Source organism: Flavipsychrobacter sp., from assembly GCA_041392855.1.
GTDB lineage: Bacteria > Bacteroidota > Bacteroidia > Chitinophagales > Chitinophagaceae > UBA5543.
In genome coordinates, this window is the sequence record JAWKLD010000001.1 from 1,870,417 (window position 1) to 1,896,132 (window position 25,716).

Consider the following 25,716-nt stretch of genomic DNA (forward strand, 5'->3'; position numbering starts at 1 on the left):
AAACGTGACACTATGCTAGCGTTAATGCAATATTTTTCAGCTTATCCGCATCTATTATCGAGCTGATCTTTACAATACGATTTTCACTATCGAGCGTAAAGACCTGACAAGTAGTAAGTGTATCCTTATAGTAGTAAAGTATAGCAGGTTGGTGATTGACCTCTGCTATTTTCATGGTTTGCTTTTGCTGATACATATCGTACACCTTTAGCAACAACGCTGCACATTCGGCAACACCTTCCGTTACATTGCGCACTACTCTTACCTTATCACCACCGTCTGCCACTACTACTATTTCGTCGGCAAAGAGTTGCTCCAGCTTGTGCGTATCTCTACTTCTTATGGCATTGATATAATCAGCAAGGTAGTCTTTGCTCTTCTTTTTTTCCTGCACCACTAGCTCTGTAGGGGCTGCACTCTTCAGTTTTTGCTTGGCTCGGCTTAATAGTTTTCTTGAATTGTCAATTGTGCTATTGAGTACTTCAGCTATTTCCTTATGAGAATAGTTGAATGCTTCCTTCAATACAAATACTGCTCTTTCTTTTATGGTAAGCTGGTCGAGCAATATGAGCATGGCATAAGAGACGATATCGTTTAAATGCAGGTTAGTATCTGCATTTTCTGTAGCAACAGGTTCTGGCAAACGCACATTATCAGATACCGTTCTACTTCTACGCTTTTTGATATTGATAGACTGGTTGACCACACTTTTTACCAGATAACCTTTTATGTTGTCAATATCAGTATCAGCTTCCTTGCTTATATAGTTACTCAGCACATCTTGCACAGCGTCTTTAGCATCGTCTGTAGAGCCCAGTATATTATAGGCATACGGGAACAACCAATCTGGATACTCTTCAAGCAGTTTATCTTTCATAACCTTATAAGACAACTCAGCAACCACAAACGTGACAACTATTTACTTCAGCATTAGCTTAAAGCTGGCATTGCCTTGCTGTGGTGCTACCAGCTTTACAAAATATAGGCCTTTGGGCTGGTCAGAAACATCAAGCGCTATATGATTAGCACCTATATTTAGATGCAGGTCACTAGTGGTTAGTTTTTTACCCATCATATCATATAACGTTACATAGGCATCTTCTGCTTTAGCACTATTGAAGTCTATATGAAACCTACCTGTCGTAGGGTTGGGATATAACTGCGCATCTATAGTGCCTGCACCTGTTGTATTATTTATAGTTAAGTAAGTGATGGCTTGTTGCACCGCCCCAAAAGCATTTACCTTACCATAGCCCCACCATTCTTTTTTCATGATGCTGATAGAGCCTGTGTGTGCATCTTGTATCGCTGTTGTTTGTAGAATATTACGCACATCTTCAGGCCCCAGCTTAGGGTTGGCCTCCAGCATCTGAGCTACAATACCTGCCACTACAGGAGAAGACATGGACGTACCTGTAAGCATGGCATATCGATACTCTAAATTATCTATGGGGTTCTTATACTCTGCCACCACACTGCTGCGCGATGATGTAGAAGGCTTGTATGCATCGTCAAAAATACTTACTGCTGACCCTATGAATAACCCCGGTGCAGATATATCAGGCTTCACCCTATTGTCTAGCGAAGGACCTATGCTGGAGTATGGAGCACGCTTGCCGTTTTGCACCCATGACGAATAATCTACCACGCCACCGTCTACATTTTTATAGTTGACCGTAGAGGCATAAGACGCTACCGCAATAGCCGACTTGGTAGTCGCCATATCGCCCACCGTCATCGTTACCTTACCTGCGGTAGTATTAGGTATGGTGCCCGACGACCAAAAACGTCCATAGATACCTCTTGTCTTATCTACATAACCCGTCCACATATGTATATCCCCATCATTACCTTTTGCACTAACTACTATTGTATTTTTTGATTTTTGATGAAAGCGCAGGAATACTCTCGGCTTACCATTGAAACTTGCAGACTCGGTGACCATTTCTACCCAACAGGTATCGCCATCAGTACCTACAAGTACATCTTGGTGTAGCTTGTTGTCCAAGCAGATGAACCCCGTTGTAGCTCCAGCAGTGCTACCATTATACAAGGTTACCTGCATGCAAAAGTTTTTGGTCTTTTCGCCCCATACGTCTACCCATGTTTTATTAAGTGCTGAGTTCAACTCCAACTCGGTATTCACTATAGTATCTGTGGCAGAAAAAGATTTATCGACATGGAGGTAATTATCACCATTGTTGCCTGCAGAGCAAACAAATATTTTTCCCTGATTGGTCATATTATCACAAGCCTGACTGAACAAAGAAGTTCCATCGTGCGGACCAACACTACAGCCCCAACTTAGGTTCACTACTGCTGGTTTGCTTACCGATGAGGCATAAGAGTAGATATAACTGATACCATCCAGTATATCTGCCATGCCTGTATTCATCCATTGCGTAGAGTCGGGGGTAATGCCTACCAATACCAGATCGCTAGAATAAGCCACCCCTCTATGCTCTTTATTATTGCTACCCACACCACTACCTGCAGCTATGCCTGCCACATGTGCTCCGTGCGAAAACTGTGTCAAGTCCGTACCCTTTTGCTTCATCTTGGTAGAGTCGGTCAGTTCGTCGCCATAGGTTTGTCCATTGGGCGGTGTTCCCTGCCCTTTCTGTTCCCATATTCTTTTAATGCGCCATTGTCCACCCGCTGTATCCCTTAGCGATGGGTGTGCATAGTCAAAACCTGCATCTATGATACCTACAACAACTCCTTTACCAGAGTAGGCCATTTGTAGTGGCGCATAGCCTCCGTGTACAGAGTCTACCCTGCTGGCTACTCTTGCATTCTTCATATCGGGTGCTATAGGCATATCTACAGCTATATAATCAACCCCTTCTACTTGGGTAAACGCCTGCAGTTGCTCCGTAGGTATCGACACTGTCCATATATTACCTGCACGTGTACCTACTCTTACACCCAGCTGCTCAAAATCCCTATCTCTAACTGTTTTATTTACTTTTACGATTGCCCCTAGATAAAGGCGCCCAGTAGCATCTTTTCTATACACATATTCCTTGAGGGGCTCGCCAGACTCATTTTGCTGTATATCCTTTAGGTAAAACTGTGTGAAAGGAGAAAGCTTGGCTTTGGACGATGCACCTGCTTGTGCATAACTAAGCTTTGCTAACGATACCAAAACAACCAATAATAGTAGCGATCTAGACTGCATAATGAACTGCGTTTATGGTACAAAATAGCCCAATTTGCAGGAACAATTATCATTTATCCATTTTATTTATACACTCAACATTCGCAACTGGGTTGTTAAGCGCTGGTTAATCGGATGCTAATAAAGCGTTAACAAATAACACCTACTACTATATATGTATATGTGAAATATATTTTTGAGCTAACAAATAAAGTAAACAGACCCACCTAATACTTCCTCGAAAAAGATCTCATCCAAAAAGCTTCTAAGGGACCTCCGCAAGGGTCCCTTTTCCCTTCTTATATAAATGCTATTATTTTTCTGTAGACTTTTTGGCAATTAATCTAATAACACTATCCAGCTCATTAGCAGAGGATACAATGCCTGATATGATCTCTTTATTGGTAGGATTGGCATAATTATCTACATCCATGAGCTGTACTAGCCCAAGAATGGTTGCTACATGCTTACGTACTTTGTGCGAGTATAACCACGAAATTTCTTCTAAGTTCTTATTATGCTTTTCTATCTCATGGATATGTTTCAGCCTTTCGCTTATATTTCTAGAAAAACAGCTTACTCCAACTATTTCATCTTTACTACTGTTTATGGGGTTGAATGTAGTTTCAGTAGATGCTGTAATATCTTCTTGTACAATACTAAAGGTCTCTCCAGCTAAGGCTCTATTATAGTAGCCTTCCCATAATTTTTTCACCTCTTCATCAAACTCACTTAGTAATAAATTCTCTCCTTGCTTCAGTGTACGTTTTATTTGGGCGGATACAGAATTTTGAAAAGCCTGATTGGCATATATCAACTTCATGTCTCTATCGACCGACCATATCAGGTCATCCGTATTATTAATAAGTGCACTGATATTTCTTTCATTGTTGGCCAGCGCCTCACGCATATCATGCTGCTTGGTCTCGTCTGTAAAAAAGATATTTAACCCATCTGGTGTAGGATATACGTTTACCGACACCCATTTATTAAGAGAAGTGGAGTATTCTTCAAAATGCCTTACTTCTTTTCGCTCTTTGGCTATATGATATTCTGTGAAAAATTTCTGTGTTTTTGCAGTGGGGAACTGCTCCCAATAATCCTTACCTATAAACTCACCATGCTCATAACCGCACATAAGACTAAACGCCTTATTGGCATGACTAATTTTCCAGTCGTTATCTAAGCTAAAGAACCCATCGGTAATACTATCTATTATATCCTCTAGCTCTGCTACACGCTGTTGATGATCTTGGTGATTTGCGTTTTTTTTGAACATAGTTAGTAGGTAAGTGGCAAATGACTCCTCTAACTTAACAAAAAAATGCCGAATTAGTTCTACATAAGTAGAATAAGATGTGTGAGTTACACATTAAAGTTCTTTATTGGGCAACTGAATGTAGAATGTTGTGCCCTTACCCTCTACGCTGTCTACTATAATATCGCCTCCATTTTGCTGTACAAAACGATAGGCCAACATCAAACCGATACCGGTACCTTTCTCTCCCGAAGTACCTATGGTACTGCTATTGGTATCGCCATCAAAAAGATGCTTAAGTACCTCAGGCGACATGCCCACACCTGTATCGGTAATACTAATAATGGTAAACTCGTCGTCTTTTGTAGCATTAACGGTAATAATACCATTGACAGGGGTAAACTTCACCGCATTAGATAATATATTACGTACTACCATCAATGTTTGATTACGATCGGCAAAGGCGTTGGTATTTTCCGGTACGTTATTAATGATGGTGATATTCTTATTTTTTGCAGGGTCTTGCAGCACACCTATACATTCCACCACCTTTTTATACAGATCTATCAACTCTTTGCGCAGCATATTCTCCCCTTTCATCTGGTCTCTTGCCCATAGTAACAGGTTGTCCAATATCAGGTTCACAGAGTTGAGTTTAGTATCCAGCTCTTGCTTGTGTATGGCAAACTCTTCAGGGGTGATCACCTCTTCGTCCAGCAACATAAGGGTGCTACTAAGCGCATTGATAGGACTGCGTAGATCGTGAGACAGGACAGAAAAGGTCATGTCCTTAAAGTTATTCAAGTTGGTCAGGTGCTGTGCCTGATGCTCTATTTCTTCTTTCTGTTTTTCTATCAGCGCCTTACTCTTCTGCAGGTTTTTCAGGTTTCGATAGACCAGATAAGCTATGGCTGCTGATAGTAAAAGGCCTATAAGTGCTGCTATCAGGAGTACTTTCTGCACATCGTTCTTCTTTTCATCTATAACCTGTGCCTGCTTTAGCTTATCAATACGGTCTTGCTTTTCACCCAGCTCCATCTGAAATTGCATTTGACGCACCTTAGCCTTCTCACTATTGTTATTCAGCGAGTCTGTGTATTTTCTATTCTCCTTAAAGTACTTTAGGGCATTACGATAGTCTCCCAGCTTTTCATAGCTTTCAAACAAGGTATAGCTAGCCTGCTTGGCATCTTCTCTTAGTTCTAGTTCTCTCAATCCCTCCAGCCCTTTCTCTAAATAGCGGATACCTTCTCTCACTCGTCCTTTTTTCAGCAATACCTGCCCTACACCCGCATTTGCTACAGCAACTCCTTCCGGATCTTCTATTCTTTTCGACTCGCTGATAGAGCTCATATATATATTATAAGCCTTATCCAAGTCTCCCAGATCAAGGTAGCATTCTGCTAGGTTTTGATGAATTAGATTAACTAGGTAGTTGCTTTGCGTCTGTTCAGCGGATTTAAGGGCTTCCAATTCATAATATAAGGCAGAATCGTACTTCCCTTGTTTGCCATATATCATTGAGTGTGTGGTCAATACAGATACCTTGCTCCAAGGCGTTCCGTACTTGTCCATCATACGAGCACAGCTATCTGCATATTTAATGGCCATTGGGTAATCGCCCAAACGATAATAGACATTAGAGATATTTAATAGAGAATATTGTATGTCTATCCAGGCTTTTTGGCCTTCATACAGCATTAAACTTTCCTGATAGTCGATAAGCGCCTTGGCATAATTGCCCATCTTATAATAGATACTACCAATATTGCTGCTTGCTTTGGCCAGCAATAGCTTGTTTTGTGTCTTTCTACCCACGGCACGGGCACTATCATAATAGGCTATGGCCGATTCGTACTCCGTTTTACGCAAGTAAACACTACCTATATCATTTAATATAGACCCTATACTTACCAGCAGGCTGTTCTTTTTAGCAATAGTTAGCCCTTTATCATATATTTTAAGGCTTGTATCAAACTTGCTAAGGGTATAATAATGAGAGCCTAAAGCCTGATAAGCATTGGCCTTACCTTTATTATAGTCGATCTTTTCTGATAGCGCTAAGGCTCGCGTTGCATATTTATAAGAAGAATCTACATTATCGGGCTGGTGAGCAAGACTTAAAGTGATCAATAGGTCTGCCCTTTCTTCATTTTCAGCCGTGTGCTTGGCTAACAAACTACGGATACTATCTACATTACCCGACTGTGCTATAGCAGGGTTACATAGATAGTAAGTACTTAAAAACACCGCTAAAAGCAGTGTAATTATCCTTTTGCTTGTCATTTAATTGCTGATTATCAACCACATAGAAAGAAAAACCTTATACCACATTTCTATGCAGCACAAATATATGTAATTAAAAACTAAGGCAAGAATGAAATGCTTCTACAGGTATTGCATTTGTTAATTAGCGGTTAACTGCTTGTAACCCAATCGTTAACTGCTTGCAAAACGGCAGTTAACAAGGATCAATTATTCGTCTCATGGGCTGTTTGTGCCCCATCTTTGTGTCAACAAACGAACAAACAACTAAAAACAACAGATCACAAACATTTTAAAGATGAAAAATTTCAAAACCATATTACTACTTACTTGCCTTCTAGGTCTTAGCACAGCGGCACTTGCACAAGGTGGCAACGGCGGAAGAAACAGCAATGGCAATAATGGAAACGCTTACGGAAACCAAGGAAACGGAAATGGAAACGGAAACAACGGTAACGGAAATGGAAACGGAGGAAGCAATGGCGGTAATACTAACAATGGAAACAACGGTAACCATCAAGGTGGTGGCAACAACGGAAACGGTATAGGAAACGGAGGAGGAAGCAGTACTTCTAGCAACTCTGGAACTTCTACAGGAGCAAGCCAGTCTACTCATGTATCTTTAAGCAACGCAATCGAGATCACTTTCACAAATACAGGTAACGCTACTGGTAGCGATGTTACTATCCCTTTCTCAACTGTTAACGACTATGCTAACGGTGTAGAAACTAGCACTCAAAACTTGAGAGTACGTTCTAACAAAGACTTTACAGTTGCAGTAAAAACAAATGCTACTAACTTCTCCTATAGTGGTTCTACTAGCCCAGCTCCGGTAATGCCTGTTTCTGGTGTTCTTGGTGTAATGGTAACTAGCAACAACACTGGTGGTTCTATCGGTGCTAACTTCTCTAGCTCTGCTTACAATACTTTAACTAGCGCTAACCAAGACTTGATCACTGACGGTAGCCGTGGTGGCAACCAAACTTTCTCTGTAAAGTATAAAGCTACTCCTGGTTTCGCTTACCCTGCTGGTACTTACACTGTAGATGTAGTGTACACTGCTACACAACAATAATATCATTATAGATCATTATACACACCTTAATTATATACACCCAAAAAGCATTAGGGCAGTCCATCTGGGCTGCTTTAGTGTTTTATAGCGGTCGGGGCAGATTGTTAACCGCTCGTTAACCAGTTGCAAATCGGGTGTTAACACCCTGTATTTATTTCCACTATCTCTACCACCGTTGCATCTTTACATCATCAAACGAACAAACAACTAAAACAAACATTAACAACAACCTTTTTTAACAAACAAACAAAAACAACAATTATGAAAAAGATCATCGCAATCGCAGCATTAGTTTCTCTAGGTTTCGCAGCTAACGCACAAAACGCTAACAGCTCTGCTTCTCAAACTACTAAATTGGCTTTGAGCAACGCTATCGAAATTACTTTCACTGGAACTGGTAATGCTACAGGTTCTGACGTAACTATCCCGTTCACAACTGTTAACGACTACGCTAACGGTGTTGAGACTAGCGCTCAAGAACTTAAAGTTCGTTCTAATAAAAACTTCACAGTTGCAGTAAAAACTAACGCTGCTAACTTCTCATACAGTGGTTCTACTTCTCCTGCTCCTATAATGCCTGTTTCTGGTGTTCTTGGAGTGATGGTTTCTGCTAACAATACTGGTGGTAGCATCGGTGCTAACTTCTCTAGCTCTGCTTACAACACTTTGACTAGTTCTAACCAAGACTTGATCACTGACGGTGACCGTGGTGGTAACCAAACTTTCTCTGTAAAGTATAAAGCTACTCCTGGTTTCGCTTACCCTGCAGGTACTTACACTGTAGATGTAGTTTACACTGCTACTCAAGACTAAGAAGTCTCTCTCTCAAAATATAAAAGAGTAGTCCATACGGACTGCTCTTTTTGCTTTGATTATACACATAAACGGCCCTTTTGTTAATAACAAACCATGTCTATTTCTGCTATTTCTATATATTATTCAGATATTTACAACACCAATATCTGGTCTTGTATATATAGAAAACAACATAGACCAAGGATACGGATGAGGAACAAGACAACATATTATCGCTTAAGTATAAAACTCATTTTGTGCTTAGTGGCATTTTTGTCTTTTCACACCATTGCAAAAGCACAATTGAGTAGTAAAGTATACCGTACCCAACTACTTAAAGACACTTTAAAGGCCGACAATAACCGCTCCTTTCTGTACAACAACATTAATATTTTTAACCTTACTGACAATAAGATCAGCGTGGTACTTAATATAAGCCCTCCTGAAGGTTGGGAATTGACAACTCAAAAAGTGATCACTATAAGTCTTGAAGGAAATGAAAACACTATTGTAAATCTTAGAATGCTGCCTTCAGGTTCCAAAACTGCAGATTGGCAAACATTCAACATAGAGTATAGATTGAATAATGGTGCTGAAATTTTAAAAGACTCCTTCCATGTAAAAGTAGAAGAGTTTACAAAGTTTAAGGCTACACTACCCCATTCTAACTACGTGATGACCGCTCACGAAAAAAATGTGTACATACCTGTATCCGTAACCAACAGAGGCAACACCACTCACGATTACTTTATAACATTCAGCAACAATTTGCTGAACCTGAACTATACCCAAACCATCACCTTAAAACCTACAGAAGACACTACTTATAACCTTCCATTACGCATAAGCGATGCACAATGGAACATACTTAGGAATGAACAAATAAAAGTTCAAGTAAAACAAGCAAAAGGTGAAACCTACAACTTAATACAAACAATATCTAAAGTAGGCTATATGCTACGTGATCATAAGTCTGGCTTTATGGAAATGCCCCTGCAAGTAGAAACAGGATTTACCTCGCAAGGAGCTAATGACCTTCAGTATTATGGCGCATTACACGGCCGTTTAGAATTTACACCTTACGACAGGCTGGCATTTGACTTAAGAAGCAATACCTATACACAGGGCCAGGTTATAAAAAACAGCATATTAAGAGCTGAATACGAAGGACAAAAATGGTATGGCACTATCGGTAACGTGAATGAACTGACCGACTTTATCATGGATGGTTATGGCGTGATTGGTGGCTACAAATGGAAAGGCGATCGTAATCAAGCAAAAGTATACGGTCTATTACAGAGCCGTACGGGAAATAGTAATTTAATTGGTGGTGATGTAAAATATGGCATCTCAGATAAGATCAGCATGGCTGATAAAGCAACTGTAAACCTTGACAGAGACAATAAAATTAACAGCTACATCATTCAGCATACAGCTAAATACAAAGTAGCCAATGATAAAGAGATCAATATCATTGGGGGCACAGGACTGGAACAAGCTACAAGCAATATCACCAATACCAACCAAACCTCACAAATAGGAACATCTATAGGTTATAAACTGCTATGGAATACTAAATACTATTCAATAGTCTCCGATGTATTGTACAATAGTAATTCCTATCCCGGTATTTTTAAAGGACAAAGACTACAATCGCACGATGGCAGACTCATGTATAAAAACACCTTTATTGGAGGTTTTTATGACTATACATTTCGTGCACAAAACATATATCAAGACACCACTTATTTTGATAACGTATTTAACCTTCGCACACAAAACTATGGCGCCAGAACAGGTGTAAGTTTTAAAGGGGGTAATGTCTCCTTATCTGCCGGAAAACAACATCAGTTACAAAGTGCCGACACCTCTTATAATCCTGAATATATATTTAGTTATCTAAACCTCAGCACATCTATTACAGCTTTTAAAAACTTACATGCCAACATCAGCTCCTATTATGGTAGAGGTCACCTAAGCGGAGCCGAAGACCTTACAGGTGTAAATGTATTGAGTAATCAAGGCTCAATACAATATGACTTTATAGGGGTAAGCGGGCGTTACGATATAGGTCCATACTACTATCATGACTATATACGTTTTCTACAAGACCAGACACAACAGTTTGAAAGGATAATCATTAGCCCCTATTTAGAAACTAGTCTTTTCAAACACAGCTTGTCTATACGCACACAGTTTAGCTATGCCAAATCATTGCCTAGCGCCATAGAAACATCCAATCTGTTAACCAACATTGTCTATACCAATTATAGAAGAGGGTTTGATCTAAACGTTTCTGGCATTATCCCTATTGAACAAAAAGAAGTACAACCCTATGTAAACGTATCTTTTAGAGTAAGGCTAGTTGCACCTTTCTTACCTGTAAGAAAGTACTACCAGCTAAAACTGGTACTATTTAAAGATGCTAATGCTAATGAAAAACTAGATGAAGGTGAAGAAGTAATACCAGGACAAACTATTGCCATTAACTCTAATAAATTTGTATCGAATGGGAATGGGCATATTATTTACAAAAACATTGACAAAGGCGATTATAAAGCAGACTATGGTTTTAGCAGTAAGGTAAAAGGATGGATACCAAGTGGAGGTACTATACAACACTACAATGTTTCTAAAAACAAAACTGTATATGTGCCATTTAAGAAAAGTAAAGTATTAAGTGGTAAACTTAAACTGATAAAGGATAGAAATTCCAACTTAGAGTTTAAACTATCTAACATCAAAATTACAGCAATGGCCAATGACACCCTAAACACCTACTCTACACTAACCAATGATGAGGGAGAATTCTACTTCAACCTACCATCGGGCACATATACAGTTACGATAAGCCAAGCTGCTTTTGGCGATCAATTTAAACCTACAGAATTTGCTAAGCAAGCAGACTTGTTGAACAACGATGAGAAGACCATCTACTTTGAGATAAAACAGAAGAGAAGGGCTATCAATATCAAGAGGAAGAAGAAATAACATTTCTTAATGAGTTGTTAACAGCTTGCAAAGCAGTCGTTAAGCAACAGCTTTTTATTCCACAACTTTTTCCTGTTTTGGATATTTGTTTTATCGGAATTAGAGGACCGATAACAAACAAACATTCGTTACATATAAAACAAACAAACATGAACAAACAGGATAAGAACATCGAAGTATTTTCAAGAATTGCCAACTATGTAGTAAAACAACATACCAGCAGAGGAAAAGGTAATGCCTCTTTTGAGTATCTACAGGATCTTATTAACAACGCACAGATCATTAACCAAACATTGATGACATCAGCGATTCGTATGGTCAACAAAGCTAAAAAGAGTCAAGATGCTACCGATGTAGACTCTTTGGTAGAGAAGTTAAAACATATTATACATAGCTCAGTAACAAAGTATACACAGAGCTACAGTTAATCACAATATTTATAAACATAAAAAGGGCACTTATTACTAAGTGCCCTTTTTGCTATTAATGCTTTTTGTATTATGCTATTTTCTCTACCTGCATGTAGTTCAGCTCTACTGGAGTATCTCTTCCAAAGATCTTCACAACTACTTTCAGTTTCTTCTTCTCACTATTCACTTCTTCAATAGTACCATTGAAGTCGTTGAAAGGACCATCTGTAATTTTTACAGTTTCTCCTTCTATAAATGGATCAGCATATCCAATACCTTGCTCGCTAACTTCATCCATCTTACCGAACATCTTGTTCACTTCCGACTTACGAAGAGCTGTAGGGTTGTCTTTACCTAAAAAGTGTATCACACTTGTTACACCTTTTATGTGCTGCACCATTTCATCATTGAACTTTCCGTTTTTACCTTCGATCATAAGGTAACCTGGGAAAAGTATTTTTTCTCTTAGTACTTTCTTACCACCTTGCACTTTAAACACCTTCTCAATAGGACATAGTACCTGCAAAATGGCATTCTCCCACTTGTATATCTTGATCTCTTTATCCAGATATTCCTTCACTTTCTTCTCCTTACCACTTATAACACGCAAAACATACCATTTGGTATCCTCATTGACAGTTGCTTCTTCCATCTCAACAAAAATTTAAATGTAATTATTAACCTAATAAATCGTAGATGAACTTAAAGACACCCATTGATGCTTGGTCCATTCCCCATATAAATGCGGTAACGATGATTAGAGATACCAATACGATTACTGTAGTTTGTTGCAACTCGCTCCATGTTGGCCATGTAACTTTGTGCACCAATTCATCGTATGCCGATTGTATGTAACTACCGAACTTACTCATAATTAAACAATTAAAGACTGATATACAGCCTATTAGCACGGGTAGTAGGATTCGAACCCACATCAAAGGTTTTGGAGACCTCTATTCTACCATTGAACTATACCCGTAAAATAAAAAAGTCACCCACCGCCGGGAGACCAGTGCGAAATTAAGGAAAATTCATTCAATTTTCACAAAAATAGCTTAAAGATTTATTAAAGCTTACTTCAAATAATGAATATAACCCAAAACAAATGAAACATTATAATATGTATACTGAGTAGTATAGGTGTCTCCCATCAATATTAGGTTGTCTTGAGGGTTGGTCAGATTAACCTCCTGATCTAAGGTATTACTACCATAAGACCCCTTCAACCCAATACAAACCTTACCCTTGGCTCTTTCTATAGAAACACCAGCGCTAGCATGATAAAGGCTGGCACTAGTAAAGGATAGAGAATTACCAATATCTTCTGCACTTTCGTCATAGAAACTATTATCAGTTCTTATGCCAGCCATTAGAGTTAGCTTTTCCGAAAGCTGTTGCTCTACACCTATTGCTATATTCAGCACGGGCTTTTTACCTCCTGCCACCTGCAATATTTCAGAACTACTACCTCCAAATAAAGCCGCAGGGCGGATAAAGCTATTATTCTTAGGCGAGATATAGACATACTGTTTTATGCCAGCAAAGTACTCAGAGGTTACAAATAGCCTCGTCTTTTTAAACTGTTTACTCAAACCTAAGCTTACACTAAATGGAGACTTATAGTTAGCAGGCAACTTCTCTTGCCTATCATTAGCTATAATGCTCCCCCTTGTGTTAGTTACATCGTCTATTATCACATTACTACTTGTAAGGTCACTATTCACAATAGCTCTACTATACATGTTGAAGCTAGGCATGGTTACACTCAACCCCGCATCAAAATTGTCAAAGCTTGCCGTTACACCCAGCTTAAAAATATTACGCACACTTATATAAGATACATTGTATAAAAAATCGGATGTGGATGTTTCAAACAAAAACGGGCTATTGATAACAGCTCGCGCTGTGTATTGTGATGAGAATTGATGATCTCTATACGCCCCGAAATTGGACATACCTACAGCAAAGTGCTCGTTGATACGGTAAGCAATCGTAAACCCAGCCCATATTTCTTTTAGCCGGTTTCTCATATCTAATTGAGATACAAACTCTTCTTGGCCAGGGCTATAACCATCATCAATAACATTGATCATATCATCAAATCGCTGTGTCGCTTCAAACTTATATCTTACTCTATCTACCAAGGCATAACCAACGGTCCACTTAGGATGCTTCTTATGTTTAAACACTCCTGATAGTATTAAAGGAATACTATGCACCTTTGTGGACTTCATATCCAACCCTGCACCTGCTCCATCTTTAAACTTCATAAAATCAACGGAATAAGCATTGGTAGTGACCGACAAACTGGCTTGGTCATTAAACCCCAAACCACCGGGGTTATTAATTATTGCACTATTATCTTTTGAGACTGCCGCATCGCTACCACCAAGCAAAGTGCTTTTAGGTCCATACTGGTGGCTCCAGTAATGGGTATCTTGAGATCGTGCAGAGAAAGAGATAATGCAAAGAAGCAGGATAGATATTATTATCTTCATATAGTACTAGAAATGGGGCTCCTTAAAGATTAGCAAAAGTTATCATAAATAAAAATCTACTATAAGCCTTTTGCCTTTGACCTAAATAAACAAATAAGTGAACCGGTTAGCCTAACCTGACAAGTGACAAGCTCCATATATTGACCTTTTAAAATTTTCATTGTCGCTCCTGAAAAACAGATCATGATATTAGAACACAAAACTTTTGACTTGTATGAAAAAATGGTTTTTGAAAAAGCGGTTTTAACCCCTCCATATTCCATCCCAAATAACATGTCTAATGAAGCTTGTTTTCTTTATGTAATTAATGGCACCTATAATTTAAACAGTGCTATTGGACATATTAAAGTTGAAGCAAAAGATGGTGTACTTATGGAATGTGGGAATTATTATGCTCAATGGATAAGATCAGCAAACTATGAGAAATGTGAAGCTATTGCTGTGCATTTCTATCCAGAGATCCTTAAAAAGATATATGATACAGATTTCCCAACATTTATAGCAAAGGCTAGAGACAGTCATAACAACACAGGAATTACTAGAATAAAAACTGATAGTACTTTACATCATTACATATCAAGTATGCAATTCTATTTTGAGAACCCCCATCTTGTCAGTGATGAATTATTGATCCTAAAACTAAAAGAGCTTTTATTATTACTAGTAAAAACTGACAATTCTGATGCTATTAAAGAGATGATGGCAAAATTATTCTCACCAAAAGAATATAGCTTCAAACAAGTTGTAGAAGCTAACATATTTTCTAATCTAAGCGTTGAACAATTGGCTCAACTGGCTAACGTTAGTACCTCTACTTTCAAAAGAGAATTCAATAAGATATACCAAATTAGTCCTGCACAATATTTTAAAACCAAGAAACTTGAAAAAGCAGCACAATTACTATCAAACACCAATAATAGGATAAGTGATATTGCCTACGATTGTGGATTCAATGACTTAGCTCATTTTTCTAAATCCTTTCAAGAAGTATATAAACTATCCCCAACAAACTATAGACTGAACCAAAAAGACAAAACTATGAACTAGTTGAAAAAGTAATTTAGTCTGCATCATCTCACCTTTGTATTGTACCAAAGCAATACAAAAATGGCAAACAAAAAGCAGATAGTTACTAGTGTGATCATACACACAAACAAAGAGCAAGTTTGGGATAAATTATATCATCAGTTTGGAGACATATCCATTTTCAACCCAAACCTAGATCACTCATATCAAATAACAACAGGTGCCGTACAAGTAGGTACTGAACGCAGATGCGATCTTGATGCCAATACCTATATCAAAGAGACTATTACACATGCCGATGAATATAACAGCATGAGCATTGACATTTATGATGGCAATATGCCTATGCTAAATACAATGGATATTAATATTAAACTCAACCCTCTTTCAAATAGCAAAACAGAAATAATACTTATTGCCAACTTTAACACCAAGCCCACATTCATGGCAGGTTTGATGAAACTACCATTGCGTAAAAAAATGACAGACCTTTTAATAGGCTTGAAGTACTATCTAGAAACTGGCAACGAAGTATCTAAACATAGTTATAAGCCTATTCTTAAAGCCTTCAAACAACTTCCAATTAATCAACCTTTTATTTAAACAGTTATGAAAAAAATCACTTTTTTATTATCAATGCTATTATTAACAACATTTAATGTAAATGCACAAAAAACAAAAACTATGATCAAATCCGCAACAATAGCAGTAATACCAATTGACGTCTCGGCTGCTCAAGCATGGGATATTATAGGAGCCGTAGGAGGTGTCGACAAGTGGTTTGGGGAAGTCATTAAAACCTGTGAGGTAAATGGAGACCACAGGGTTTGCGGGCTTGGAGATGGACAAACCTTTGACGAGAAAATAATCTTAGTAGATCATCAAAACAAAATATTAAGATACGATATCGCTACACAACCTATGATACCTATGTCAAATCTATCGGCCTATATGCGTGTACTAGAAGATGCCAATGGGGAAACATACATCGAATGGTCTGGCAATTATGATGTAACACCAGAGCAAAAAGACGAAGTAAATAAAATGCTGATCGGAGCATGGCAAATGGGCGTAAAGGGGATAGAGCAATATGCTACTTCTTTGAATTAATAGTTATCGTAACGGTTGAAAGTTACTGCATTTAGGTGCAGGCTTTCAACCTATTGCATTATCAAATAGCTATATAGCCTTCTTCTTTTTTCTAAGCCAATTAATAGCCCTATTTTAGATAAGCCTGTAATGTTTATCCATTACACTCGTCTATAAAAGCATTACCCGTAAAATGAGTCTATTAAATAAATACAAGCAAGTAAGACAAAGAACAATGGCACTTTGTGCGCCGTTGAAAACAGAAGATTACGTGCCGCAACCTGTAGTTTATGCCAGCCCTCCCAAATGGCATATTGCACATGTAACTTGGTTTTTTGAAGAAATGGTATTAAAGCCTTATGCGGATGGATACAAAGAATTTCATCCCGATTTTTGTTTTCTGTTTAATAGCTACTACAACACTGTAGGAGAACGCACATTAAGGGCAGAACGTGGAAATATAACAAGGCCTGGTGTTGAAGAAGTATTTGCTTACAGAGCATATGTAGATGAGCATATGGATGCATTTCTGCAAACAGAAGTGACCAAAGAGGTAGCAGACCTACTAGAGCTAGGCATGAATCATGAACAACAACACCAAGAGTTATTTATTACCGATCTTAAATATGCATTAGGACACAATCCTATTTTCCCAATTTACGACCAAGCATTCAACCTACTTAAAGACCATAATGCAGAAGAAGGATTTGTAACAATAGCTGAAGGCGTTTATGATATTGGCTTTAAAGGAGATAGTTTTTGTTATGATAATGAGTTAGGACAACATAAAACATACATCCACGAATTCGAGATCAACAAAGCGCTAGTGACCAATGGTGAATATTTAGAGTTCATCAATGCAGGAGGATATACGAATTTCAACTATTGGCTGGATGAAGGATGGGCATGGGTAAATGGAAACAATATACAATCACCATTACATTGGCATTTAATAAATGAGGAATGGCACTACTATACATTAGCAGGGTTGCAAAAAGTAGACCCTAATGCCATACTTGCTCATGTTAGCTATTATGAAGCCAACGCATATGCTGCATGGAAAGGCATGCGCCTACCTACCGAACAAGAATGGGAAGTAGCTAGCGACCAACTGGACTGGGGCAAACGTTGGGAATGGACCAACAGCGCCTACCTTGCCTACCCCAATTTTAAAATTGCAGCAGGAGCCGTAGGAGAATACAATGGTAAATTCATGGTCAACCAAATGGTGCTACGTGGAGCATCTGTAGCCACATCAGCAGGGCATAGCCGCAAAACCTATAGGAACTTTTTCCACCCTCATTTTCAATGGCAATTTTCAGGAATAAGATTAGTAAAATAATGAACGAAGCTTTTAAACAAGATGTAGATAAAGGACTAAGCTCCTCACCAAAACAATTACTCTCAAAATATTTTTATGACGAGATAGGAGATGATCTATTTGTGCAAATAATGAACATGCCTGAGTACTATCTTACTAATTCAGAATATGAGATCTTTACAGAACAGGCACAAGACATCATCAATGCTTTTGACGTAACAAACGAGCCTCTAGAGTTAATAGAGCTAGGTGCTGGCGACGGCACTAAAACCATTGAGTTACTAAAAATGCTGCAAACCAAAGCAGACTTTACCTACATACCGATAGACATTTCTCAACATGCGCTAGACACACTTAGCCGGCGTTTAGCAAAGGAGCTGCCTAATATTAATGTTCGCCCTATACAGGGCGATTATTTCAGCGTCTTAGAAGACATTAAAGAGCATACGGCACGCAAGGTCATTCTGTTTCTGGGTTCTAACATTGGTAATATGCTAGACCATAACGCTCGTAGATTTATCACACAGCTTAGCGAGCAGCTCAACCCTAAAGACAAAATACTATTGGGTGTAGACCTTAAAAAAGAGGCAAGTATTATCCTCCCTGCGTACAATGATGCACAAGGTATCACTGCTGCCTTCAATCTCAATTTACTTACACGTATCAACAAAGAGCTAGGTGGCAATTTTGACGTAAGTAAGTTTAAGCATGCTCCTGTTTATAATGAAAAAGAAGGCATGGCTGAAAGTTATATTGTGAGCACAGCAGCTCAAGATGTAACCATTACAGCTACAGGCAAAACCTACCACTTTGATGAAGGAGAGCGCATACACATGGAAATATCAAGAAAGTATGATGCCGATGTAGTGAATGACATTATTAGCGACACAGGATTATACATCAAACAAAAGTTCACAGATAGCAAAGACTATTACGCAGACTTTTTATTAGAAATGAAATAACAATAAAACATAACGATATGAAAGCAACATGGAATGGCAAAGTAATTGCCGAGAGCAAGGAAACAAGAGTGATTGAAGGTAACCACTACTTCCCTCCTACTGCTATCAACAAAGAATACTTTAAGGATAGCGATACACATACGGTTTGCCCTTGGAAAGGCACTGCTTCTTACTACACACTAGAAGTAGATGGTAAAGAAAATCCTGATGCTGCATGGTACTACCCTGAAACATCAGAACTGGCAGAAGCCATTAAAGGGTACATTGCATTTTGGAAAGGAGTTGAGGTAACTAAGGATTAAGGCTTTAGGCAATCAACCAACTTCTTTATATCTGCTTCGGTGTTATAATAATGTATACCGAAGCGGATATTACCTCCTCTTTGAGAGGCTATGATATTATGCTCTTTTAGCTTATCCCAAACGCCATTCTCATCTTTTATGAAGATTATTGATGCTCTTCGTTCCATATCATCATCACCCAAATAATTAATACCAAGTGTACGAAGCTCATCTAATAGTTGTTGAGTCAGTGCTTTATTATCTTCCTCAATTTTAGACACGCCCATTTCCAGCTTGTGTTTTATTGCAGCATGTAACACTGAAAAACCATACATATTAGGATGCCCTGGTTCAAAGCTTCTAACAGAAGGTTGGTATATCCACTTCCCTTCACTTAATACATAGCTATTATGTCCACCAACAGCTGGTGTATATCGTTCTATGAATGACCTATTCATATACATTACCCCTGTACCAAAACCTGCATTCATCCATTTATAGTTACTGCTTATCAGTACGTCCACATTCATTTCACCGAGGTCTATCTCTATAGCGCCGAGGCTTTGTGTTGCATCTACTATGAACAGAACATCATTTTCCTTACACCATGTACCAAGCTCTTTCAAATCTACTTTAAAGCCACTCATCCATTGCACATGGCTTATAGCCAGTATATCTACCTGCTTAGCAAGTATATGTGTTTTAATTGCTGCTACATCTATTGCAAAACCATCTTCATCACCCACCCATGTTATATCAAAGCCTTTTATTTTAAATGGTTCTGTTAGTGAAGGATAATCGTTTTTGTACATCAAAATACGCTCGGTACCTTTTAGAGATTGCACTACACCATTGATACCCCAAGAAAAATTAGGCAGCAAGGCTATGTTTTCTACATCAGTATTCAATAATTTTCCAACAGCCTTTCTTAATTCTGGTTGTACATTATCTCTCCAATGCTCTGCATGTGTGCTGGCATCTGCACTCATCTCATCATATAACTCCTCTGCCTGTGTTGTGAAAGCGCTTGGCAACAAACCACAAGCAGCTGTATTTAAGTATGTACGGTTATTCATAGTAGTTAAATCTGCTTTAAAAGTAAATAATCTCTATCTTATAGACTAAACAAGTCATCATCAGAAATAAACAACCATATAGTATCAAACGGCTTAACCATGCTGTATTCTGGCCACCATTCGTATTGCTACTCGTAGCATTGGTTTATAGCCTTATCAATAAAGAGGCCTTTTTGAAAATAGTAACCGCTACCAATAACTGGATACTCGACCATTTTGATAATGCCTTCAACTATACCAGCTTCACAATGGTGCTGCTCTGTATAGCAGTTTATTTTTCACCAATAGGGAAAATAAAAATAGGAGGCGCTAATGCAAAACCTATTCTCAATCGTTATCGTTGGTTCTCTATTATATTATGTACCACCATAGCAGTAGGCATTTTATTTTGGGGTTCTGCCGAACCTATCTATCATATAAACACACCACCTAGATCATTAAACTTAAACACTGATGCCGACAAAATAGGTTTCAGTATGTCTACAGTTTTTATGCATTGGAGCTTCACACCATACGCTATCTATACCATCCCAGCTCTTCTATTCGCATTGGGGTATTATAACAAAAAGCATGAGTTTTCTTTGAGCTCCATGCTCTTCCCTATTACAAAAAAAACGGACCATAAATGGTGGGGCATCAGCTTAAATAACATTTGTCTTTTTGCATTAGTGGCAGGCATGGCTGCATCATTAGGCGCAGGTATTATGAGTTTATCAGGAGGCATTGCTACTATTACCAACACTGAAAGTAGCGCATGGTTAACTGCTATTATTGCCATTGTTATTGTTGCTTCTTTTACCTTATCGGCCGCTACCGGTTTACTGAAAGGCATAAGGATACTATCCTCTGTTAATGTGGCTATATTCATAGCATTATGTATACTAGTTGCTACTCTTGGCCCCACACGCGAATTATTCGGATATATGCTATCAGGACTAAAGGAGTATCTAATTAATTTCATTCCTCATAGTCTTTCCATAGGTTCTTTTAGCGATAAAGAATGGACACATAGCTGGACAACATTTTACTGGGCAAACTGGATGGCTTGGGCGCCTATTACTGCACTTTTCTTAGGGCGTATTTCTTATGGTTATACCGTGCGCCAGTTTGTATTATTCAACTGGTTCATCCCTTCTCTTTTCGGCATCTTCTGGATGTCTATATTTAGTGGTACCAGTATTTATTATCAACTGCAAGGAGGGTTGGATTTAGCAACTACACTAAGCTCATCAGGTCCTGAATCTATTATTTATAAGGTATTATCTGTATTTCCACTATCAAAGATCCTCGTTATTATTTTCTTGATAAGCATGTTCATTTCTTATGTTACTGCTGCCGACTCTAACACGGAAGCCATGTCTGGCATTAGCACCGAAGGTCTATCGCCAGATAGCCCTAACCCGCCTAACTATATCAAATACTTATGGGGAATAGTAGTAGGTGCAGTAGCTTGGGTAATGATAACATTCTCCGGTATCGACGGCGTAAAAATGCTAAGCAACCTTGGAGGACTGCCTGCATTATTTTTATTGATGCTGTGTTGCATTGGTGTCGTCATACTTCTTTTCAGGAGCAAGAGACTTTTGTAGCAACTACTAAATATCTTTTAGCGCAGCTTCCAGCACATCGTCTATACCTTGTGCCAATCGAGCCTTATCTACCATTACCCTAACATCAGGAGGTATACCATTTTCATAGTTATTACCATTTACATCCAATGTTCTGGTTATTGAACAACGATAGGTCCATCCGTTAGGCAGCTGCCCACCGTTGGGCAATCCCAAACCTCCACCAGTAGTATCACCCATTACCTTCATAGTACTAATGGCTTTTGCCATGAGAGTAAAGAAGGAGCCAGAACTATACGTTCCTCTATCAGTGAGTACGACGATCTTTTTCAAATATTTAGTCTTGCTTGATGCCTTCAGCACATACTGCTTCGGTTGATCAAAATCTTCATGCCCAGCCCCTTTCTTATCTTGTACTTGGTAAACCAATTTATTGGCAGTAATAAATCTGGAGACAATTTGATAAGCATCATTAATAGCACCACCTCCATTTTGCCTGATGTCGAAAATCAACCCCTTAGTATCCTTATACCTATCTATTATATAATCCAGTTGTACATCATCGACTGTACCCGGAAATGATTTAAAACGAATATATCCGACCTCTTTATTACGCATAAAAGCGTGGGTAAATGGACCTGAATACAGAGCAGTACCTTTTAGATAATATTCCGTGATCACACGGTCATCAATATTCTGCGGACCTAATAAAGTAATATCGAATCTAGAACGGTTGAATGGAGATACAAGATTAGTGTGTCCATCCTTAAGATCATTGAGCATGGCACCCATCACATTGAATAAGGAATCTTCAGACATACCTTCGTATACCCTACCTGCATAAGTTGTATAAGCCTGGTTCCAATCTATTTTTTTGTAGGTGAAGTAAGCATAACGCTTGTCTAACTCTTTCCATAAATGGTCAAAGTTTTGCCTAGGGCTGGTAGAAACTCCATCTTTCTTAAATATAGCCTTTTCACAAGAGGTGAGGCTTATTACAAATGCAGTGATCACAATAAGCTTTCTCATGGTTGTACTGTTTTATTTAAATGAAATAATATGGAGAATTCGAAAATATGGTTGGCCATTTCAAAACGGTTGTGATCACCACCAGTAGTATACGCATCCCAAAAATAAGAGGCACGCCACATATTTCCGTTTTGCATCTGGTGCGTATAGGCCAGCTCTGAATTTAACCTTACACCTGAGAAGAGCTTGTATTGATAACCTGCAGTAAGACTTCCTTCTCGCACATAGGCATAGCCATTTCTATAATACCCATTCACTACAGGCACATTGAATCGATAAGACAATGTGCGTACAGTTGGCTTTAGTTGATACTTGATGAACCATAGCTTTTTATCAACAGCATGGTCTCTTCTGAATACCCTTGTTGCCTTACCTGACAACGCAAGCGTATTGAAAACTTCAAAACCAACTGCTGCATTCATGAAAGCCGAATTGATGCGAAGATCGCCCACAACATCAAAAGCACCACCCAACTTTATATTCCATTTGTCATTAGACCATCTATTAATACGATATAAGCTGTAGTAGTTCAAGAATAATAAATAGGCCGATGCATTTGTAGCTACCGGTATCCCCTCTTCTCTACTATAACCATATTTACCATGGTTAAACCTCACGCCTGCTTTTACCTCTTTCTTGCTATCCATATTCAACCTAGCTAGAGAGTAATTAAATAGTAAGCCTTTGTAGGTTATTGGCGAGGTAGCAAAATCTTGCACTGCCCCTCTGTTAAAACCCATACCTACTTGCATATACTTAGGTCTTAACTTTCGTTGTTGCTTATTACTCAAACTTGTTGTCTGCTCCTGAGCCAAACTTATAAATGATGTGAGCATAAATAATATGCCGATGGGTAATTTATACATAACACTGCATCTATACATAACAACAAGTTAAAAAAAGAGTAAATAACTAGGTTGTTCTATTATAAAATATCTAATGAATTCATATCACCAACTCTAAAGCGAAGTATAAAAAAACAGCCTAGCTTGTGCTAGGCTGTTTCAGTATTATGAGAACAGTTTATTAAACTGTACTATACTTTATTTGATGATCTCAGTAACTTGACCAGCACCTACTGTACGGCCACCTTCACGGATAGCGAACTTAAGACCTTTTTCCATCGCGATTGGAGCGATTAGTTTTACGTGTAAGTTTACGTTATCACCAGGCATTACCATCTCAACGCCTTCTGGAAGCATACACTCACCAGTTACGTCAGTAGTACGGAAGTAGAACTGAGGACGGTACTTGTTAAAGAATGGAGTGTGACGACCACCTTCCTCTTTGCTTAGTACGTAAACCTCACCTTTGAACTCAGTGTGTGGAGTGATGCTCTTAGGAGCACAGATAACCATACCACGTTTGATATCTTTTTTCTCAATACCACGAAGTAGGATACCAGCGTTATCACCAGCCTCACCACGGTCAAGAAGTTTTTTGAACATCTCAACACCAGTACAAGTAGAAGTCATAGCAGCATCATTGAAACCTACGATCTCAACGTTGTCACCTATTTTGATAACACCACGCTCGATACGACCAGTAGCAACTGTACCACGACCAGTGATCGTAAATACGTCCTCTACAGACATCAAGAATGGTTGATCAACTGCACGTGGAGGAAGTGGAATGTACTCATCCACAGCAGCCATTAATTCGTTAATTTTCTCAACCCATTGAGCTTCACCGTTAAGACCACCGATAGCAGAACCTTGGATGATTGGAGTGTTATCTCCATCATAGTCATACTTATCTAGTAATTCACGGATCTCCATTTCAACAAGCTCTAATATCTCTGGATCCTCAACAAGGTCAACCTTGTTCATGAATACAACGATACGAGGAACACCTACCTGACGTGCAAGAAGGATGTGCTCTTTTGTTTGAGGCATTGGACCATCAGTAGAAGCAACCACTAGGATAGCACCGTCCATTTGAGCAGCACCAGTAATCATGTTCTTCACATAATCCGCGTGACCTGGACAGTCAACGTGCGCATAGTGACGTGTAGCTGTTTGGTATTCTACGTGAGCAGTGTTGATTGTGATACCACGCTCTCTTTCTTCAGGCGCACCATCAATCTCATCATAACCCATTTTCTTAGATGTACCTTGCTCTGCAAGTACAGAAGTGATTGCAGCTGTCAACGTAGTTTTACCGTGGTCTACGTGGCCAATGGTACCAATGTTTACGTGGGGTTTTTCCCTACTAAAGGTCTCTTTTGCCATTGTTTATTTTTTTAATAGATGTTTACTAAACAAATTGTTATAAATAATATGGCCAAAACAGCCATTTTCTTACTTCATATTCATCATTTGCGGCGATGTACCGTATTCTCTTAGAGCTGTTGAGCAGGATTGAACTGCCGACCTCTTCCTTACCAAGGAAGTGCTCTACCGCTGAGCTACAACAGCTTATGTGTTTTAAACAATTCATAGAACTGTTTAGCTACAACTGCTTGTTAAGAACTTCCCTTCAACACTAAAAGCTTTCACCTTACACAATACATGTATGGAGAAAACTATTATTTCTAGAGCGGGAGACGAGGTTCGAACCCGCGACCTACAGCTTGGAAGGCTGTCGCTCTACCAGCTGAGCTACTCCCGCTAAATTCTTTTATGTGGGCAGAGTAGGATTCGAACCTACGTACACTCGCGTGAACAGATTTACAGTCTGTCGCCTTTAACCACTCGGCCATCTGCCCCAATCTTAATACAAAGAATTAAGATAAATAACTAAAAAAGAGCCGCTTGCCGGGATCGAACCAGCGACCTATTGATTACAAATCAATTGCTCTACCAGCTGAGCTAAAGCGGCTTATCTAATTTCTAGTCGGTTTTAAAAGAACTACCTGCGCGAAACAGGATTGCAAAAGTAGGTAACAAATTGATTTTTGCAAACTTTTTTAT

22 protein-coding genes and 5 tRNA genes are annotated in these 25,716 nt (G+C 38.8%); 11 read left to right on the forward strand and 16 right to left on the reverse strand.

Annotation, left to right across the window (positions count from 1 at the left end; all coding sequences use genetic code 11):
- Positions 1–10 precede the first annotated feature (10 nt).
- The 4 genes from R2800_08725 to R2800_08740 form a co-directional block, all read right to left on the reverse strand.
- Entirely contained in the window at positions 11–877 is an 867-nt protein-coding gene (locus R2800_08725; GenBank protein ID MEZ5017126.1) for a sigma-70 family RNA polymerase sigma factor, read from the reverse strand.
- Between the two features lie 42 nt (positions 878–919).
- On the reverse strand, positions 920–3,181 hold the full coding sequence (locus R2800_08730) for a S8/S53 family peptidase (GenBank protein MEZ5017127.1): 2,262 nt from the start codon (positions 3,179–3,181) through the stop codon (positions 920–922).
- Positions 3,182–3,473: 292 nt separating this feature from the next.
- The gene (locus R2800_08735) at positions 3,474–4,439 is read right to left on the reverse strand and encodes a PAS domain-containing protein (GenBank protein MEZ5017128.1); all 966 of its coding nucleotides are present in this window, start codon (positions 4,437–4,439) and stop codon (positions 3,474–3,476) included.
- A 93-nt stretch (positions 4,440–4,532) separates the two neighbouring features.
- Complete coding sequence (locus R2800_08740) at positions 4,533–6,704, reverse strand: tetratricopeptide repeat protein (GenBank protein ID MEZ5017129.1); 2,172 nt, start codon at positions 6,702–6,704, stop codon at positions 4,533–4,535.
- Positions 6,705–6,981: 277 nt separating this feature from the next.
- On the opposite strand from R2800_08740, the gene R2800_08745 reads away from it, so the two are divergent.
- The 4 genes from R2800_08745 (at position 6,982) to R2800_08760 (ending at position 11,972) form a co-directional block, all read left to right on the forward strand.
- On the forward strand, positions 6,982–7,758 hold the full coding sequence (locus R2800_08745) for a hypothetical protein (GenBank protein ID MEZ5017130.1): 777 nt from the start codon (positions 6,982–6,984) through the stop codon (positions 7,756–7,758).
- A gap of 261 nt (positions 7,759–8,019) precedes the next feature.
- On the forward strand, positions 8,020–8,571 hold the full coding sequence (locus R2800_08750) for a hypothetical protein (GenBank protein MEZ5017131.1): 552 nt from the start codon (positions 8,020–8,022) through the stop codon (positions 8,569–8,571).
- 285 nt (positions 8,572–8,856) lie between these two features.
- Positions 8,857–11,544, forward strand: coding sequence for a carboxypeptidase-like regulatory domain-containing protein (locus R2800_08755; GenBank protein MEZ5017132.1), 2,688 nt, complete (start codon positions 8,857–8,859; stop codon positions 11,542–11,544).
- 149 nt (positions 11,545–11,693) lie between these two features.
- Positions 11,694–11,972, forward strand: a complete 279-nt coding sequence (locus R2800_08760) for a hypothetical protein (protein MEZ5017133.1) — start codon at positions 11,694–11,696, stop codon at positions 11,970–11,972.
- Positions 11,973–12,042: 70 nt separating this feature from the next.
- On the opposite strand, the gene nusG is transcribed toward R2800_08760, so the two are convergent.
- The 4 genes from nusG to R2800_08780 form a co-directional block, all read right to left on the reverse strand.
- A complete protein-coding gene (gene nusG, locus R2800_08765) occupies positions 12,043–12,606 on the reverse strand; it encodes a transcription termination/antitermination protein NusG (GenBank protein ID MEZ5017134.1) in 564 nt (187 codons plus the stop codon).
- A 25-nt stretch (positions 12,607–12,631) separates the two neighbouring features.
- Entirely contained in the window at positions 12,632–12,826 is a 195-nt protein-coding gene (secE, locus tag R2800_08770) for a preprotein translocase subunit SecE (protein ID MEZ5017135.1), read from the reverse strand.
- A gap of 36 nt (positions 12,827–12,862) precedes the next feature.
- Positions 12,863–12,933: transfer RNA gene (locus R2800_08775), tRNA-Trp, on the reverse strand.
- A 94-nt stretch (positions 12,934–13,027) separates the two neighbouring features.
- Entirely contained in the window at positions 13,028–14,452 is a 1,425-nt protein-coding gene (locus tag R2800_08780; protein MEZ5017136.1) for a hypothetical protein, read from the reverse strand.
- Positions 14,453–14,635: 183 nt separating this feature from the next.
- On the opposite strand from R2800_08780, the gene R2800_08785 reads away from it, so the two are divergent.
- From R2800_08785 to R2800_08810, 6 genes are all read left to right on the forward strand, one after another.
- Complete coding sequence (locus tag R2800_08785) at positions 14,636–15,499, forward strand: helix-turn-helix transcriptional regulator (protein ID MEZ5017137.1); 864 nt, start codon at positions 14,636–14,638, stop codon at positions 15,497–15,499.
- A 60-nt stretch (positions 15,500–15,559) separates the two neighbouring features.
- On the forward strand, positions 15,560–16,081 hold the full coding sequence (locus R2800_08790; GenBank protein MEZ5017138.1) for an SRPBCC family protein: 522 nt from the start codon (positions 15,560–15,562) through the stop codon (positions 16,079–16,081).
- Positions 16,082–16,162: 81 nt separating this feature from the next.
- Positions 16,163–16,588 (forward strand): SRPBCC family protein, encoded by a 426-nt coding sequence (locus R2800_08795; protein MEZ5017139.1) that lies wholly within the window; start codon positions 16,163–16,165, stop codon positions 16,586–16,588.
- A 172-nt stretch (positions 16,589–16,760) separates the two neighbouring features.
- Positions 16,761–17,909 (forward strand): ergothioneine biosynthesis protein EgtB, encoded by a 1,149-nt coding sequence (gene egtB, locus R2800_08800; protein ID MEZ5017140.1) that lies wholly within the window; start codon positions 16,761–16,763, stop codon positions 17,907–17,909.
- Complete coding sequence (egtD, locus tag R2800_08805; protein MEZ5017141.1) at positions 17,909–18,850, forward strand: L-histidine N(alpha)-methyltransferase; 942 nt, start codon at positions 17,909–17,911, stop codon at positions 18,848–18,850. Before egtB ends, egtD begins: the two co-directional genes overlap by 1 nt.
- A 17-nt stretch (positions 18,851–18,867) precedes the next feature.
- On the forward strand, positions 18,868–19,152 hold the full coding sequence (locus R2800_08810) for a DUF427 domain-containing protein (protein ID MEZ5017142.1): 285 nt from the start codon (positions 18,868–18,870) through the stop codon (positions 19,150–19,152).
- Here the strand turns inward: R2800_08810 and R2800_08815 are convergent.
- A complete protein-coding gene (locus R2800_08815) occupies positions 19,149–20,207 on the reverse strand; it encodes an aminotransferase class V-fold PLP-dependent enzyme (protein ID MEZ5017143.1) in 1,059 nt (352 codons plus the stop codon). The genes R2800_08810 and R2800_08815 overlap by 4 nt on opposite strands.
- Before the next feature lie 83 nt (positions 20,208–20,290).
- Here R2800_08815 and R2800_08820 point away from each other — a divergent pair, with 83 nt between their 5' ends.
- Positions 20,291–21,796: a BCCT family transporter gene (locus R2800_08820; protein MEZ5017144.1), complete on the forward strand. Its 1,506-nt coding sequence runs from the start codon at positions 20,291–20,293 to the stop codon at positions 21,794–21,796.
- A gap of 6 nt (positions 21,797–21,802) precedes the next feature.
- On the opposite strand, the gene R2800_08825 is transcribed toward R2800_08820, so the two are convergent.
- The 7 genes from R2800_08825 to R2800_08855 form a co-directional block, all read right to left on the reverse strand.
- Positions 21,803–22,804 (reverse strand): S41 family peptidase, encoded by a 1,002-nt coding sequence (locus R2800_08825; protein ID MEZ5017145.1) that lies wholly within the window; start codon positions 22,802–22,804, stop codon positions 21,803–21,805.
- The gene (locus R2800_08830; protein MEZ5017146.1) at positions 22,801–23,670 is read right to left on the reverse strand and encodes a hypothetical protein; all 870 of its coding nucleotides are present in this window, start codon (positions 23,668–23,670) and stop codon (positions 22,801–22,803) included. Before R2800_08830 ends, R2800_08825 begins: the two co-directional genes overlap by 4 nt.
- 177 nt (positions 23,671–23,847) lie before the next feature.
- Complete coding sequence (gene tuf / locus R2800_08835; GenBank protein MEZ5017147.1) at positions 23,848–25,035, reverse strand: elongation factor Tu; 1,188 nt, start codon at positions 25,033–25,035, stop codon at positions 23,848–23,850.
- 114 nt (positions 25,036–25,149) lie between these two features.
- Positions 25,150–25,221: transfer RNA gene (locus R2800_08840), tRNA-Thr, on the reverse strand.
- Between the two features lie 120 nt (positions 25,222–25,341).
- Positions 25,342–25,414, reverse strand: a tRNA-Gly gene (locus R2800_08845).
- Between the two features lie 14 nt (positions 25,415–25,428).
- Positions 25,429–25,511 (reverse strand) — tRNA-Tyr (locus R2800_08850).
- 40 nt (positions 25,512–25,551) lie between these two features.
- Positions 25,552–25,624 (reverse strand) — tRNA-Thr (locus tag R2800_08855).
- Positions 25,625–25,716: the final 92 nt, after the last annotated feature.